Origin of the sequence: Catellatospora sp. NPDC049609 (assembly GCF_040675365.1) — a bacterium.
Classification (GTDB): Bacteria; Actinomycetota; Actinomycetes; order Mycobacteriales; family Micromonosporaceae; genus Catellatospora.
Genome location: NZ_JBFAOU010000185.1, coordinates 1 through 15,180 on the forward strand (window position 1 = coordinate 1; position 15,180 = coordinate 15,180).

Annotated in this window: 15 protein-coding genes; 7 read left to right on the forward strand and 8 right to left on the reverse strand. The window is 74.8% G+C overall.

Going from position 1 to position 15,180, the window contains the following annotated elements; genetic code table 11:
- Nucleotides 1-95: 95 nt before the first annotated feature.
- Together AB0J67_RS33200 and AB0J67_RS33205 are read right to left on the reverse strand one after the other, a co-directional pair.
- Nucleotides 96-791: a hypothetical protein gene (locus AB0J67_RS33200; protein WP_363488335.1), complete on the reverse strand. Its 696-nt coding sequence runs from the start codon at nt 789-791 to the stop codon at nt 96-98.
- A 13-nt stretch (nt 792-804) separates the two neighbouring features.
- Nucleotides 805-1,362 carry a WHG domain-containing protein gene (locus AB0J67_RS33205; protein ID WP_363488337.1) on the reverse strand — a complete coding sequence of 186 codons (558 nt, stop codon included), beginning with the start codon at nt 1,360-1,362 and terminating at the stop codon, nt 805-807.
- A 290-nt stretch (nt 1,363-1,652) separates the two neighbouring features.
- Between AB0J67_RS33205 and AB0J67_RS33210 the strand changes: the two genes are divergently transcribed.
- A complete protein-coding gene (locus AB0J67_RS33210) occupies nt 1,653-2,900 on the forward strand; it encodes a hypothetical protein (protein ID WP_363488339.1) in 1,248 nt (415 codons plus the stop codon).
- Between the two features lie 67 nt (nt 2,901-2,967).
- Here AB0J67_RS33210 and AB0J67_RS33215 read toward each other — a convergent pair whose 3' ends face one another.
- From AB0J67_RS33215 to AB0J67_RS33235, 5 genes are all read right to left on the reverse strand, one after another.
- Complete coding sequence (locus AB0J67_RS33215) at nt 2,968-3,567, reverse strand: hypothetical protein (RefSeq protein ID WP_363488341.1); 600 nt, start codon at nt 3,565-3,567, stop codon at nt 2,968-2,970.
- 76 nt (nt 3,568-3,643) lie between these two features.
- Nucleotides 3,644-4,150 carry a DinB family protein gene (locus AB0J67_RS33220; RefSeq protein WP_363488343.1) on the reverse strand — a complete coding sequence of 169 codons (507 nt, stop codon included), beginning with the start codon at nt 4,148-4,150 and terminating at the stop codon, nt 3,644-3,646.
- A gap of 343 nt (nt 4,151-4,493) precedes the next feature.
- Entirely contained in the window at nt 4,494-6,098 is a 1,605-nt protein-coding gene (locus tag AB0J67_RS33225) for a GTPase (protein ID WP_363488345.1), read from the reverse strand.
- The gene (locus AB0J67_RS33230; protein ID WP_363488347.1) at nt 6,095-7,822 is read right to left on the reverse strand and encodes a GTPase domain-containing protein; all 1,728 of its coding nucleotides are present in this window, start codon (nt 7,820-7,822) and stop codon (nt 6,095-6,097) included. The genes AB0J67_RS33225 and AB0J67_RS33230 overlap by 4 nt, the downstream gene beginning before the upstream one ends.
- 95 nt (nt 7,823-7,917) lie before the next feature.
- Entirely contained in the window at nt 7,918-8,838 is a 921-nt protein-coding gene (locus AB0J67_RS33235) for an ornithine cyclodeaminase family protein (RefSeq protein WP_363488349.1), read from the reverse strand.
- A 115-nt stretch (nt 8,839-8,953) separates the two neighbouring features.
- Here AB0J67_RS33235 and AB0J67_RS33240 point away from each other — a divergent pair, with 115 nt between their 5' ends.
- Nucleotides 8,954-10,324 carry a sulfatase-like hydrolase/transferase gene (locus AB0J67_RS33240; RefSeq protein ID WP_363488351.1) on the forward strand — a complete coding sequence of 457 codons (1,371 nt, stop codon included), beginning with the start codon at nt 8,954-8,956 and terminating at the stop codon, nt 10,322-10,324.
- Nucleotides 10,325-10,339: 15 nt separating this feature from the next.
- On the opposite strand, the gene AB0J67_RS33245 is transcribed toward AB0J67_RS33240, so the two are convergent.
- The gene (locus tag AB0J67_RS33245) at nt 10,340-10,876 is read right to left on the reverse strand and encodes an NUDIX domain-containing protein (RefSeq protein WP_363488353.1); all 537 of its coding nucleotides are present in this window, start codon (nt 10,874-10,876) and stop codon (nt 10,340-10,342) included.
- A 141-nt stretch (nt 10,877-11,017) separates the two neighbouring features.
- Here AB0J67_RS33245 and AB0J67_RS33250 point away from each other — a divergent pair, with 141 nt between their 5' ends.
- From AB0J67_RS33250 to AB0J67_RS33270, 5 genes are all read left to right on the forward strand, one after another.
- Nucleotides 11,018-11,773: a hypothetical protein gene (locus tag AB0J67_RS33250; RefSeq protein WP_363488355.1), complete on the forward strand. Its 756-nt coding sequence runs from the start codon at nt 11,018-11,020 to the stop codon at nt 11,771-11,773.
- Nucleotides 11,774-11,899: 126 nt separating this feature from the next.
- A complete protein-coding gene (locus AB0J67_RS33255) occupies nt 11,900-12,295 on the forward strand; it encodes a hypothetical protein (protein ID WP_363488357.1) in 396 nt (131 codons plus the stop codon).
- 73 nt (nt 12,296-12,368) lie between these two features.
- Nucleotides 12,369-12,986 carry a maleylpyruvate isomerase N-terminal domain-containing protein gene (locus tag AB0J67_RS33260; RefSeq protein ID WP_363488359.1) on the forward strand — a complete coding sequence of 206 codons (618 nt, stop codon included), beginning with the start codon at nt 12,369-12,371 and terminating at the stop codon, nt 12,984-12,986.
- Nucleotides 12,987-13,055: 69 nt separating this feature from the next.
- The gene (locus AB0J67_RS33265) at nt 13,056-13,844 is read left to right on the forward strand and encodes an N-formylglutamate amidohydrolase (RefSeq protein ID WP_363488361.1); all 789 of its coding nucleotides are present in this window, start codon (nt 13,056-13,058) and stop codon (nt 13,842-13,844) included.
- A 75-nt stretch (nt 13,845-13,919) separates the two neighbouring features.
- Nucleotides 13,920-15,180: GNAT family N-acetyltransferase (locus AB0J67_RS33270; RefSeq protein ID WP_363488363.1), on the forward strand; the 1,261-nt coding region annotated here is incomplete at its 3' end.

Sequence of the window (15,180 nt, forward strand, 5' to 3'; positions counted from 1 at the left end):
CCGGTGCCCGGCGGGCACCGGCCGCCCCCGTACGGGTCGCCGACAGGTAGACGAACGGCGGGCACCGGAACGGACACCCGCCGTCGCCGAACTTCTCAGCTCAGGGCGTTCGCCTCGGCAGCGGCCGGCTCGGCCGGGTCCGTCCCGGCCGGGGCGGCGGCCCGCCACAGTGCCACGGCGAGCTGGACGCAGCCCGCGGCGAGCAGGATGCCGTGTCCGATGCGGACCGGGGCCGGGGTGAAGAACTGCGGCAGGAACGCGGCGAACCCGACCGCGAACAGCACCCCGGACAGGCGCGGCAGCACGCCCGAGCGGGCGATGGCCACGGCGGCCAGCACCGCACCGACGCCGAGCAGCACCAGTCCGAGACCGAACACGGTGACCGCGGTGCTCTGGTAGCGGATGCCTTCGGCCAGAGCGAGCAGGTCGAGCTGGTCGCCCGCGACGCTGCGGGTGGCGAGCACGTTGAGGGCGTAGTCCTCGGCGCCGTAGTAGCTCAGGGTGAGCCCGGCGCCGATCCAGGTGGTCACGGCGGCGGTCAGCGCGAGCGGCTCGGCACGGGTGCCGTCGAGCACGCGGCGTACGGCGAGCAGCGCCAGCGGCACCAGGATGAAGCCGATCATGGCGAACAGGTGGGTGGCCACCCACCAGCCGGAGGACATGCTCTCCTGCGCGCCTTGCAAGGTGGTCTCGTCGCGCCATGGCCGCAGGCCCGGGTAGAGAGCGAACAGCACGCCCGCCAGGGCGAGCGCGGCGGCGGCCAGGCGGACGCGGGTGAGGGGTCGGGTCACGGTCTGCTCCGTTTCAGGGGGTGGGCAGGGTGTCGAGGAACGAGCCGATGAGCTGGCGATAGGTCTCGTCGAGGTCTTCGGGCAGCCCGAAGCCGCCGGCGGACTCCAGCGAGGCGAAGCCGTGCGCCATGACCCGCAGCCGCCGGATGGCGTGCACCTGGGCCGTCGCGTCCAGCTGCCACGGGCGCAGCGCGGCCTGGATGACCGCGAGCTGGCGCAGGCCGGCCGCGGCCAGCTCCGGCTGGTGCAGCGGGTCCGGCGGCATCGCGGCGTAGCGGGCGGGGTGCGCGGTGGCGTATGCCCGGTAGGCGTGCATGAGCGCGGTGATCGCGTCGGCGCCGCTGCGGCCGGTGGCCGCTTCGGTGAAGCGATCGGCGAGCTCGTTCAGCACGCGTACGCCCACCAGGGTCTTCAGCTCGGCGAGGCCGCCGACGTGCTTGTAGAGCGACGGGGCGGCGACGCCGCAGCGCTGCGCCACGGCGGCGAGGGTGAGGGCGTCCGTGCCCTGCTCGTCGATGACCAGCACCGCGGCCTCGACGACGGCCGCGGCGGACAGGCCCGCCCTAGGCACCGGAACCCGCTTGGCTAATGTGCATAGCTTTAAAGCTAATGCCAATAGCCAGATCCGTCAAGGGACGTGTCGCACCACGGCCCGGCCGTTCGTACCGAAAACCTCCCAATCATGGACATCTAGGATTCAATCGGATACAAAGGGCATACCTGGTCCAGCGCACGGCGGGGAGCGCCCCAGGTGTGCCGGTGACCCGGCTCCCCCTGACACCTGTGCCTGCCGCCGCGCCATGGACCGCACTGTCCAAGGTCTACGGATCGGCTCGGTCGATTCGGGTTCGGGAGGCTGGCATGTCGATTCGAAAATCCCTGGTGGCGGGGGCGGCGCTCGCGACCGCCCTGCTGCCGCCCGCGCTGAGCGCGGCACCCGCGCACGCGGCGGTGATCCCGGGCGTGGGGACGGCACCGCTGGTCGCGTACGCCGACCGCAACTTCTCCGGCGACCGGCAGTCCTACGGCGCGGGCGTGTTCGACGCGGCGAAGAAGGAGCTCGGCGCCGTCGGCAACGACACCATCACCTCGCTCTACGTCGCCTCCGGCTACCGGGCCGTGGCCTGCGACAGCGGCGGCTCCGACGGCAAGGTCAACAAGGGCAGCCTCGGCAAGTGCCGCTACTACGACGCGGGCCTGCACGAGTTCGTCGGCAACGAGCTCAACGACAAGATCTCCCTGCTCGCCGTCATGGGCAAGCCCGTCAAGGGCTCGGCCGTCACCGCGTACCAGAGCACGCAGTTCGGCGGCACCGCCCTGCCGATCGGCTCAGGCGGCTTCGGCGCGGTCAACGGCAGCCTCGGCATCAACGACTCGGTGAAGTCGCTCAAGGTCGCCGACGGCTGGCGCGTCGTCGCCTGCGACAACGACGCCAAGCCCGGCACCGCCAGCGCCGACCTCGGCATGTGCCGGCTGTTCCGGGCCGGCGAGCACACCAGCGTCGGCGGCGACATGGAGAAGAAGATCTCCCTGCTGGCGGTCGGCGCCCCCGCGCTCATCGCCGCCAAGGACGGCAACCTCGGCGGCGCCGCGCAGCGCTTCAACCCCGGCGTGCACACGGCGCTGGCGGGACAGCTCGCCACCGTCGGCAACGACGCCATCTCGTCGCTGCGCGTGGGCGACGGCTGGCGCGTGGTCGGCTGCCGCAACGACGCCACCGGCACCAGCGGCCAGGGCGACCTCGGCCTGTGCCGGATGTTCACCCCGGGCGAGCACAACCTGGGCGACGGCGCGCTCAACGACGGCATCTCCACGCTGGCCGTGCTGGCCGGTCCCGCCTCCGGCGGGCTCCTGCACACCTACGCCGACCGCAACTACGCGGGCGCCACCACCACCTTCGGCCCCGGCCTGTACACCGCGCAGAACCTCGGCCCGGTCGGCAACGACGCGATCAGCTCGCTGCGCCTGCCCGGCACCGGCCGCGCCCTGCTGTGCGACGACGACTCCGGCACGAACCTCGGCACCTGCCGCCTGTTCGTCAAGAGCGACCACCTCTACGTGGGCGCCGACCTCAACGACAAGGTCTCCCTGATCGCCATCGCGCCGTAGCGGCACCGTGAAAGACGGCCCGCGCCAAACCCGGCGCGGGCCGTCCGTCTGTCCGCAACACCGCCGGTCAGGCGCCTTCCCGCGTCAGCCGCTCCTGCCGCTGGGCGTACACCCGGCCCAGGCTGACCTCGGCCGTCTGCTTGCGGTAGTGGTCCCGGGCGGTGGGCCGCAGCAGCTGCAGGCACCCCAGGATCAGCAGGACCAGCTCGGCGGTGGTCAGCACCCCGCGCACCCCGGCATGCCACGAGGGCATCAGGCCGAGCTCGGTGATCGCCCACCAGCGTGCGAGGCCATCGGCCGGAGCCGCGTGGTCGGGGTTGACGGTGACACCGCACGAGAGCACGAAGAGCAGCACCGCGCCGCCGGCCCACACCAGGTTGCGTGCCGTCGCCAGCGGCCGCCGGATGAGCAGGCCCAGGATCCCGAAGACCACGGCCACGATCGCCGCGACCACCGCGTTCCAGCGCAGCCCCTGCTCGGTCACCTCGACCACCAGCCGCGGATCGGCGACCTGACCCGCCAGCGGCGAGGCCAGGAACGGCGGCGCCTCAGCGGCGAGCCGGTCCAGCGCCACGACCGACACGGCGACGTCGGTCAGGGCGACCGCGGCCAGGGCGACCAGCAGGTACGACGCGATGGAGACGGTTCTGGGCGGACGGCCTGCCATGACGGGCTCCCTCGGGTCGACCGGTGCGAGTGGACGTTAATGATCGGAGCGCCGCCTGGCAAGGCCGATTCCGCGCTCAGGCGCCGGTGACCCCGTCCACGCCCTCGCGCAGGAAGTCGGCGTGGCCGTTGTGGCGGGCGTACTCGTGGATCAGGTGCAGCATCACGAAGCGCAGCGACACGTCCTGGCCCCAGCGCTTGTTGTGCGCCACGACGTCGAGCGAGGCCGCCTCGCGCTCGATGCGCCGCGCGTGCTCCACCTCCGCCTGCCAGGCCGCGAACGCCTCCGCCCGCGTCGCGCCGGTGGGGTCGTACGCCACCTGGTAGTCGTTTTCCGGGGACCAGACCAGGGTGATGTCCTCACCGTTGATCACCTTGCGGAACCAGGTGCGCTCCACCTCCGCCATGTGCCGCACCAGCCCGAGCAGCGTCAGCGTCGACGGCGGCATGGACCGCTCGCGCAGCTGCTCGTCGGTCAGCCCGTCACACTTCCAGGCCAGCGTGGCCCGGTGATAGTCGAGGAAGGACCGCAGCAGCTCACGCTCACCCGCGATCAGGGGCACATCGGGACGTTCAGTGGTCATGGCGACCTTTTCTACCAGGTCCGGCCGGGACCACCGCGGGCAAGATCGCCGTTCCGTGCCAAACCCCGCAGTCAGACCGCAGACCATGGCACGAACCCGCGATCTTCCCCCCGCGCGGGCCGCGACCCCTGCCGCGTGGCTTCGATGATCACTGTTTTCCGGTCAGGAAGTGAGGTGAGACTGCACTTCCTGACCGGAAAACGCGATCATCCCTGCCTCAACCGCCACGCGACCGCCGCGACCAGCGTGACCGGCGCGACCGCGACCAGCGTGACCGGCGCGACCGCGACCAGCGTGACCGGCGCGACCGCGACCAGCGCGACGGCGGCGCCTACCGGCGCGGTCAGCGGGACGGGAGTGGGGCGCCCGCGTCGCGCAGGGCGGTGCGGGCGGTGGCGTAGTCGGTGAGGACGGCCGTCGCAGGGGTCTCGACCAGGTCTTTGACCACCCCGGCGATCGAGTCGCGCAGGCGTTTGGCGGCGCGGCGGCGGCGGGCGCCCGCGGCGATGCGCACCACCGGGCGCACCAGGATCGCCAGCAGCAGCCCGGCCAGCAATCCCCCGGCCAGCAGCGCGGTCGGCATCGGCAGCCAGCCGTCCACCTTCGGCGTACGCAGCGGCGGCAGGGCGAGCGCCTCCATCGCCAGGCGTACGCCCAGCCACAGCAGGCCCACCAGGGCCACCGCCGTGAACAGCCACTGCAGCAGCCCGACCACGCGCCACCACCAGCGCTTGCGGGCCACCCCGAGGTCGGTGCTCGCCACCGCGCGGTCCAGCGCGTCGGGCAGGTCGTCGCGGTGCGCGCGCACGGCCGCGAGCATCGCGTCCTGCCAGGGCGCGGGCAGCGCCGCGCCGGCCCGGTCGGCCGCCTCGCGCAGCGCCTTGGCGACGCCTGCCTGTGCGGCCGGGCCGGCCGGGCTCAGCGACGTCGCGGCGGGCACCGTGGCCCGGTGGTCGCCCAGGTGCAGCCGTTCCAGCGGGTCGGCGCGGGTGCGGCGGATCCAGCGCAGCAGCGGCCAGCCGGTGGCCTTGCGGGCGCGGTGCACGTACGCCTTCTCCACGGCGGCGGTCACCACCGGCACCCCGGCCGCACCGGCCAGGGCCCCGGTGAGGGTACGTGTCGCGTCGGCGTCCAGCGCGGCCTTCGGTGGGGCGGGCGCGACGGTCGGGGCGAGCGCGGCGGTGACGTCGGCGAGGTCGGCCTCCAGCCGCCGCACCGCGGCCTGCCGCGCGAACACCGCCTGCCGGATCGCCTTGACCAGCGGGTCCAGGCCGGGCGGGCCGACCGTCGAGGTGGGCAGCACCGCCAGGTCGCCGAGGCCGTCGGCGGCCAGCAGCCGGTGCAGGTCGGACACGCACTCCTCGGCGTCGGCGGCCGACAGCAGGTCGACGGCGTTGAGCGCGACGACGGTGATGTCGCGGTGGCGGTGGAACCGGGTCAGGTAGTCGGCGTGCTGCACGCGGTCGGCGTACTTCTGCGGGTGCAGCACCCAGACGATGAGGTCCACCACCGACAGCAGCCGGTCGGCCTCGGCCCGGTGGGCGACCTGCACCGAGTCGAAGTCGGGCAGGTCCAGCAGCACCAGGCCGGACAGGTCGGGCTCGCCGCCGTCGCGGAAGTGGCGGCGGGTGACGCCGAGCCAGTCCAGCAGCGGCTCGGCGTGGTCGGCGCCCCACACGCAGGCGTGCGCCTCGCCGGTGGTGGGGCGGCGTACGCCGGTCTGGGACAGGGTCACGCCCGCCAGCGCGTTGAAGATGCTGGACTTGCCGGTGCCGGTGGCCCCCGCCAGCGCCACGACGGTGTGCAGCTGGGACAGGGCGAGCCGCTCCCCCGCGCGTCCGATCAGGCTGGTGGCCGGGGCGAGGTCGGAGCCGGGCAGCCGGCGGGCGGTGGCGGCGGTGAACCGTTCGAGCGCCGCCATCCGCTCGACCACGGTAGGGGCGCTCACGCCGCGGCTCCGTCGGGTCCGGAGATCGGGTCGGCCCGGCGGGCGGCGTCCACGGCGGCGGCCGCGGCGCGCAGGCGGTCCCCGCCGCCGTCCTCGACGCCGGTGCCCTCCAGCACCGTGTGGAAGCGGGCGGCCTCCTCCTTGAGCAGCTCGTGCACCCGGGTGAGGAAGTCCTGCCGGGCCTGCCCGGCCAGCCGCCGCACCGCGTCGTCGCCGAAGATCGCCTCCAGCACCTTCTGCGCGGCGACGGTGGCGCCCGCGCCGACGGCGATCTCGGCGCCGGTGGGGATGAACGCGGTCGCCGCGAACACCACCACCATCAGGCACAGCCCGAGCGCGTTCACGGCGTACGCGCTGAACTTGGCGGCGAACAGCCGCCCGGCGGACTCGTCACGGACCAGTTCCAGCACGCCGCGCTGCCAGTCGCGGACCATCCGGTCGGCGCGCGCGTCCAGGTCGGGCGAGACGCGGGACAGGGTCGGGTGGGCCGCCAGCAGGTCGCCGCCGGCCGGGTGGGCGCGCCAGGCGGCGGCGGCGTTCTCGGCGGCGTCGGCGGCCGCGCCGTGCACGAACGTGACCAGGTGCGACTCGAGCGCGACGATCACCTCGTCGGCCTGCTTCGGCTTGCCGGTGAACGCGCCGACGATCCGGTCGCGCAGCCGGCCGACGCGGGCCTGCAGGTTGCGCATGAACTCGCCGGTGCCGACCAGCTCCTGCCAGCGCGCCAGCACCTCGCCGCGGAACAGCGTCCCGTCGCGTACGCCGTGGTCCACCGACAGCTCGGACTCGCGGTAGGCGCTGTCGACCGACCCGGCCAGCGCGACGACCGCGGTGGACTGGGCGTCGGCCTCCTCGGCCAGGCGGCTGGTGGACGGGACGAGCGCGGCCACCGCGCCGTCGACGGTCTGGCGCACCACGGCGGCGCGGGCCGCGGCGGAGCGGGCCAGCGAGTCGAGCCAGTCGCGAAGCGGCGCCACGGCCTGCTCGGACAGCAGCCCGTGCTGGTCGAGCCGCTGCTCGTCGAGCACGAACAGCGGCACCCCGCCCAGGCCGTGCTCCTCCAGCATCTCGGTCAGGTGCGGCGCCACCTCGGCCTCGGCGCCGGGCGGCACCCGGTTCAGGATGATCGCGACGGCGGTGCCGCGGTCGCGGGCGGCGTGCAGCAGCTCCCACGGCACGGCGTCGGCGTAGCGGACGGCGGTGGTGACGAACAGCCACAGGTCGGCGGCGGCCAGCAGCTGCTCGGCCAGGGCCCGGTTGTCCTCCTCGACGGAGTCGATGTCGGGCGAGTCCAGCAGCGCCACGCCCTGGGTCAGCACGGCCACCGGCAGCACCAGCAGCCCGACGCCGCCCGCCTCGGCGCTGCCCGCCCGCCCCAGCCGGGGCAGCAGGTTGGCCTCGCTGAACCAGGCCGCGTCGGCGGGGTGGCAGACCAGCACCGGCGCCCGCGTGGTGGGCCGGCGTGCCCCGGCGACGCTGACCGGCGCCCGCACGATGCTGTTGACCAGAGTGGACTTGCCCGCGCCGGTGGACCCGCCGGCGACCGCGAGCAGCGGCGCGTCGAGGCGGGCCAGCCGCGGGATGAGGTAGTCGTCGAGCTGCCCGGCGGTGGCCTTGGCCAGGCTGGCGGCGGCGCCGGAGCCGGGCAGGGCGAGCGGGTAGCGGGTGGCGGTGACGGCGTCGCGCAGCCGGGTGAGTGCTGCGCCCAGTCCCGCGTCCGCCATGGTCACCACATAACCAGAACGGCGCGAAACATGCGTCGCTAACGGCGCGAGCCGCCGCGCATCGGCGCGGGGTCGCTCGGCCGGGCGGCGGCCGCTCAGCCGAGCAGGTCGATGACGGTCGGCTCGGCGTCGCTCGCGCGGCGGTAGACCGGCCACAGCAGGGCGAGGTCCTGCCACGGCAGGCCGACCGGGGCGTACACGGTCGGGCGGTCGGTGCCGTCGCGGGCGGGCAGCTCGCCGCGCAGCACCTCGCCGAGCGTGCCCGCGGCGGCGTCGGCGGCCAGGCCCGCGCTGCCGAGCGCGCTCGCGGCGGCCGCGAGCTCCCGGTCGTCGACCACGACCCGGGCCGCCCGCAGCAGCTCGGGCGCCAGCTCGATCTTGCCGGGCTCGTCCGCGCCGAGCGTGGTGAAGTGCTGGCGCGGGCGGGCGTCGAAGGCGTTCAGCAGCGGGCGGCGCGACCAGGTCGCCAGCACCACCACGTCGGCGGCCAGCGCCACGGCGGCCGCGCTCTCCAGCGGCAGCGCGTCCAGGGTGCGTACCCGGGTCAGGTCCAGATCGGTGCCGACCACCTCGCGCCAGGGCCGCAGGCGGCGCAGCCCGGCGGCGACGACCCGCGCCTGCGCGCCCGCGCCGACGAAGCCGAGCGTGACCGCGCCGGGGTCGGCCAGCAGGTGGGTGCCCAGCGCGGCGGCCAGGCCGGTGCGCCAGGCGGTGACGCTCGCCGAGTCGGCCAGCGCCAGCAGCTCCCCCGTCCGCAGGTCGTGCAGGCACACCACGCCGCGCAGCGCCGGGTCCGCGTCGGGGAACTTCGCGTTGACCTTCACCGTGTACGCGGGCACGCCCGGCAGCAGCCCCGGCATGAGGCACGTCGCGGTCCCCGGGCCGGGCAGGTCGGTGCGCGCCCGCAGCGGCGGCTGCGGCGGGGCGGGCGCGCGGAAGCCCGCGTCGAGCAGCTCCAGCACCTCGTCGACGTCGACGGCCCGCGTGACGTCGGAGCGGGTCAGCAGCACGGTCACGATCAGACGCTAACGCCGCGCGTCCAGCGGGGTTCGCAGACCGTTAACAAACACCTCATACCTGTGAACCGGTGTTTCATTTCCGGCGCTTCGATCTTGCTGGCAGTTTGTCCGGATGCGATACGTGATGCGCCGCTGCCGGCGGCTCGCCGTGCTCCTGACCGCCACCGTGGCGCTCGCCGCCGGGCTGCAGCTGCGCCCCGGCGAGGCCGGTCCGGCGCGTCCCGCCGCCGCGCCCGAGCGCCCCAACGTGCTGCTCGTGGTCCTCGACGACGCCCGCCCCGAGGCGATGGCGGCGCTGCCGCGCACGACGGCGTGGCTGGCCGACGGCACCGCGTACCCGCAGGCGGTCGCGGCGACGCCGAGCTGCGGCCCGAGCCGCGCCACGCTGCTGACCGGCCGGTACGCCCACAACCACGGCGTGCGCCACCAGGCCGACATCGGCAGGCTCGACCACACCGCGACGCTGCAGCGGACCCTGCACGACGCCGGGTACGCCACCGCCGCCGTCGGCAAGTTCACCAACAACTGGCCGATCGCGCAGACGCCGCCCGGCTTCGACCGCTCCGCGCTGGTCGGCGGCGGCTACACCGACGCCCGCTTCGTGGTCGACGGGCGACCGCGGCGCGTGCCGTACTCGACGACGTTCATCGGCGAGCAGGTCAACCGCTACCTGGACGGGTTCGAGGCCGACGACGGCCGGCCGTGGTTCGTGTACGCAAGCTTCACCGCACCCCACGCGCCCTACACCCCGGAGCCCGGGTACGCCGATCGCGGCTTCGCGTGGCGGCCCAGCCCCGCGGTCGGCGAGCGGGGCCGCGGCGACAAACCCGCGTACGTGCGCCGCCACGACGCCGACGCGGCCGCCGGCGACGCGATCCGCCTCGGCCAGCTGCGCACGCTGCTGTCGGTCGACGACGCGCTGGCCGGCATCCGCGAGCGCCTGTCCCGGCGCGGCGAGCTGGCCGACACGCTGGTGGTGCTGGTGTCCGACAACGGCAAGTTCTGGGGCGAGCACGGCCTGACCGAGAAGTTCATGCCGTACGCGGCCGCGTTCCGGGTGCCGCTGTTCCTGTCCTGGCCCGGCCGGATCCCGGCGGGCACCGACGACCGGCTGGCCTCCACGGTCGACGTCACCCCCACCGTGCTCGCCGCCGCGGGGCTGACCGCGGGCTACGAACTGGACGGCCGCGACCTGCGCGGTCCGGTCCGGCGGGACGCGACGCTGCTGGAGTACTGGCGCGACTCGCACAACGGCGGCTACCCCACCTGGGCCACCCGCTACGTCCCCGGCCGCCACCAGTACACCGAGTACTTCGCCCAGGGCGGCCGGACGGCCGAGCGGGAGTACTACGACCTCGCGGCCGACCCGTGGGAGCTGGTCAACCTGCTGGGCGACGCGGACCCCGGCAACGACCCGGACCCGGCCGGCGACGCCGCGACGCTGGCCGCCTGGCGGCGGTGCGCCGGCACGTCCTGCCCCTGAGCCCCGCCGGATCCCCTACCCGGTCGCCTGCCGCCAGGCGCGCAGGCGACGCCAGGCGTCCAGGCCGTCGGGCACCCACTCCCAGCCGCCGTCGGCCAGCCGCTGCTCGATCTCGTCCTCGGTGAGGAAGTCGTGCCAGGCGACCTCCTCCGGCTGCGGATCGACCGGCAGGTCGCACCGGACCTCGTAGAGGGCCGCGAACCAGCTGTGCTCGGCGGTCTCGTAGAGGAAGGTGAACAGCGGCACGGGCGCGGGCAGCCCGGACACGCCCAGCTCCTCCTCGGCCTCGCGCAGCGCGGCGGTGTCGTAGGACTCCCCCGCGCCGACCACGCCGCCGACCCACATGTCGTAGCACGACGGGAAGACCAGCTTGCCCGCCGTGCGCCGGTGCACGAACACGCGGCCGGCGCCGTCGCGGGCCAGCACGAACACGCAGCGGTGGCGCAGCCTGCGGGCGTACGCCTCGGCGCGGACGGCCGTGCCGATCACCCGGTCCCGCTCGTCGACGATGTCCAGCAACTCGTCCGCCGAGCGCGGCGCCTGCTCCACCATGCCGCCCATTCAACACTCGCCACGATCATGGGTGGCACGCGGCCCGCGCCGAGTCACCCGCCGGAGGGATGGCTCCACTGTGGACTGATTGCTATATTTCCATGAATTGATCACACACAACTGAACACACGGGGAGGACACGTGAAGAACACGTGGCAATGGGTCATGCGCGCGGCAGCAGCCGCCGCGCTGGCCCTCATCACGTTGGCGGGCACCGCCGCACCCGGCGCCGCCGCGCAGCACGCACCGGACAGCCACGAGCGGGAGCTGGTCACCGCGGTCGAGTTGCCCGGCGGCATCGTCAAGGTGACCATCTACACGCCGGCACCGGGCGTCAGCGTCGAGCAGCTCGCCGCCAACCTCGGCATCACCGCCCCCGCGCGGGTGATCCGGCCGATGGACCCGTTCCAGTGCTACTACGGCACGGCGTACGCGCTGGACAGCGGCCGCTGCCCGCCGATCAAGTGGTCGGGAACGCGGCCGGTCGTCTACTTCCGCGACTACAGCAACGCCAACTGGCCCTTCAGCGCCGCGATTCCCAGCTGGAACACCAGCCCGGACATCGACGTGTGGCACCGGACGAGCGCCTGCCCGAGCGGATCGCACTGCGTGACGGTCTACAACGGCAACTACGGCGCCACCGGGCTGGAGGGTGAGACCACCTACAGCTACTACACGACGAGCCGGACCTTCGTCGACGGCACCGTCGTCATCAAGGTCAACGACTACTACCACAGCACCTACTCCCAGCGCCGTCAGACGGCCTGCCACGAGGTCGGGCATGCCATCGGCGTCGGCCACAACGTGTCGACGGCCAGCTGCATCTACGCCGTCGGCGGCACGGCGCAGAACCCGTCCGGCGACGACATCAACCTGCTCACTCACGTCATCTACTGAGTCCGGGCGAGGCTCGGCCGCAACCGGTGGCCCGCCCCGCCCGTCCAACCCGACAACGCACGTTCCGATCGGCGGGGTGGCCCACCGGCCCGGTGGGCCACCCCGCACCAGCGGGGAGGTGGGCGCATGCCCGGAATTCGCCGAACGAGGGCGGTGCTGACCGCAGCCGTCCTGGCGGCGGTGCTGTCCGCCGCCACCGGCTGCGCCGGCCAGCAGCGGCAGGCACCGGCGGAGCAGGATGCGGCTGCGGCCCCAGCCCCGACCGGCGAGCACCGCGTCCGGCTGGTCAGCCACTGCGGGATCGACGTCATCAGCTTCGACGGCCGCAACTGGAGGGCGACGGCGCCGGCGCCGGACCCGGGCGGCCGCGCCGACAAGTCCACCGGGGTCACCACCTACGACGGGCACACCAGCGGCACCATCCGCTACCTCGACGCCGACCGCATCCAGTTCACCTCAGCCGATCCCGCGCTGACGATCGAGTTCCGGCCCACGGACCGGCCGGTGCAGCCCTGCGACTGAGGCCGCCGGCCGCGTGAACAGCGGGCGGGCGGCTGGGCCACCCGGCGCGGGACCGTGCTGGAACAATGGCCCCATGTCCGAAACCGACATCAGTTCCGACGTCAGTGCCGACATCGCCGCCTGCGCCCAGGCCCACGCCCGGCTGCATCGCACCCTGGACGGCCTCGACGACGCCGCGGTGCGCGCGCCGAGCCTGCTGCCCGGCTGGACGGTGGGCCACGTGCTGACCCACCTGGCGCGCAACGCCGACAGCGTGGTGCGCCGGCTCGACGGGGCGGCCCGCGGCGAGCTCGTCGACCAGTACGAGGGCGGCCGGGCGGGCCGGGCGGCGCAGATCGAGGCCGGGCACGGGCGCGGCGTCGCCGAGCTGGTCGCCGACGTCGTCGCCGCCGACGAGGCGGTCGAGGCGGCGTTCGCCCGGACCCCGGCCGACGTGTGGCGGCGGCAGGTGCAGACCGGGGACGGCAGCCTGATCACCGCCGCCTACCTGCTGTTCGCACGCTGGCGCGAGGTCGAGGTGCACCACGCCGACCTCGGCCTGGGCTACGGCTGGCAGCAGTGGCCCGACGGCCTGGTCGCCCGCTGGCTGCCGGAGCTGCTCGCGAGCCTGCGCGGGCGGGCCGACGAGCGGGCGCTGGCGGCGTGGGCGCTGGGCCGCGCACCCGCGCCCGAGCTGCGGCCCTGGGGCTGAGCCGCCCGCTGTCGGACCCCGCCGCTACCGTCACCCCCGATTCGATCTTCAGTGCTCAGGAGGGTGACCTTGTCGGTTCCGGTGTTCCGGGTCGAGCCCGGGGACGCGTCCTCGCCGGTGGTCCTGCACGTGCCGCACGCCTCGCGGCGGGTCGGCGAGCCGGCGGCGAGCGGCCTGGTGCTCGACGGCGCGGCGCTGGCCGCCGAGCTGGACCACATGACCGACGCGCACACCGACCTGATCGCGGCGGGCGCGGCGCAGGCGTCCCGGCTGCGGCCGTGGCGGTTCGTCAACGAGTGGTCGCGGCTGGTCGTCGACCCGGAGCGGTTCCCCGACGACCGCGAGGTGATGCGCGCGGTCGGCATGGGCGCGGTGTACACGCGCACCTCGCACGGCGAGCGGCTGCGCGCCGACGACCCGGACGTGGAGCGGCGCCTGCTGGACCGGCACTTCCACCCGTACGCGGCGGGCATGACGGCGCTGGTGGACGAGCGGCTGGCCGCGACCGGACGCGCGATCGTGCTGGACGTGCACTCCTACCCGTCCCTGCCGCTGCCGTACGAGCTGCACGGCGACGGACCCCGGCCCCAGGTGTGCCTGGGCACCGACGTCGCGCACACCCCGCCCGCGCTGCGCGCCGCCGCGCGGGAGGCGTTCGCCGCCTACGAGGTCGGCTTCGACAGCCCCTTCGCGGGCTGCTACGTCCCGCTGAAGCACTACGGCACGGACCCCCGGGTGACCGCGCTGATGATCGAGGTCCGCCGCGACGTGTACGCGACCGAGCCCGGCGGCCCGCCGCACGAGGGCCTGCCCCGCCTCGCCGCCGCGCTGTCCGCCCTCGTCGACGCCCTGGCCTGACCGCCGCCGCGACCCGGCCGCCGCCGCCCCGATAACCGCGGGACCGGTGGCGGCGGGGCTGGCAGGATGTGCGGCGTGACGTACGAGGTGCGGCCGCTGCGGCCGGAGGAGAACAAGCTCGCGTGGGACCTGGGCAGTCTCGCCTTCGGCTACCACGAGCAGGCCATGCCCGAGACCTGGGGCGCGAACGCGCCGGGGCGCAGCACGCTGGGCGTGTTCGACCCGGCGGGCCGCCTGGTCGCCAAGGCGGTGGACCGCGAGCAGGGCCAGTGGTTCGGCGGCCGGGTCGTGCCGGTCAGCGGGATCGCCGGGGTCGCGGTCGCGCCGGAGCTGCGCGGGCGCGGCCTGGGCCGGCTGGTGCTGACCAGCCTGCTGGCGGGTGCGCGGGAGCGGGGCGCGGCGATCAGCACCCTGTTCGACACCACGCCCCTGCCGTACCGGGCGCTGGGCTGGGAGGAGGTCGGCGCGCTGACGTACCACACGGTCGGGGCGCGGGTGCTGGCCGAGATCCGCCCCGACCCGAAGACGGAGCTGCGGCCCGCGACCGAGGCCGACATCCCGGCCGTGTACGAGCTCTACCGCCGGGTCGCGCGGGCGGGCACCGGCCTGATGGAGCGTTCCGGGACGCTGTTCACGGCGACCCCGGAGCAGCTGCTGGCCGACTACCACGGCTTCACCGTCGCGGTCGACGGCGCGGGCGAGCTCGTCGGGTACGCGAGCTGGGACCGCGGCCCCGGCTACGACGCGAGCGGCAAGCTCACCGTGGACGACCTGATCGGGGCGACGCCGGAGGCGACCCGCACGCTGCTGGCGATGTTCGGCGGCTGGGCCAGCGTCGCGCCGACCGTGGTGATCCGCTTGGGCGTCGAGGACCCGGTCTGGTCGCTGCTGGCCCGGGTGGACGCGAAGGTCGCCTCGGCCCAGCCGTGGATGCTGCGCGTCGTCGACGCCCCGGCCGCCGTCGCGGCCCGGGGCTGGCCGCGCCACCTGTCCGGCACCGTGGACCTGGCCCTGACCGACGACGTCTGCCCCTGGCACCAGGGCAACCACCGCCTCGTCCTCGACGGCGGCCAGGCCCGCCTCGAACCCGGCGGCACCGGCGCGGCCCGCCTCACCCCGCGCGGCCTGGCCGCCTGGTACGCGGGCGCCGCGTCCCCCGACCAGCTCCGCCGCGCCGGTTTCCTGTCCGGCGGCGACCCGGACACCGACGACCTGCTCCGCACCGCCACCGCCGGCCCCGCCCCCGGCTGGATCATGAGCGCCGGCTCGCCGGTGACCGACGCCCAGGTGGGACTGCACCGCGCGTCCTGGTCGTTCCAGCGGGTCAGCGGCGATG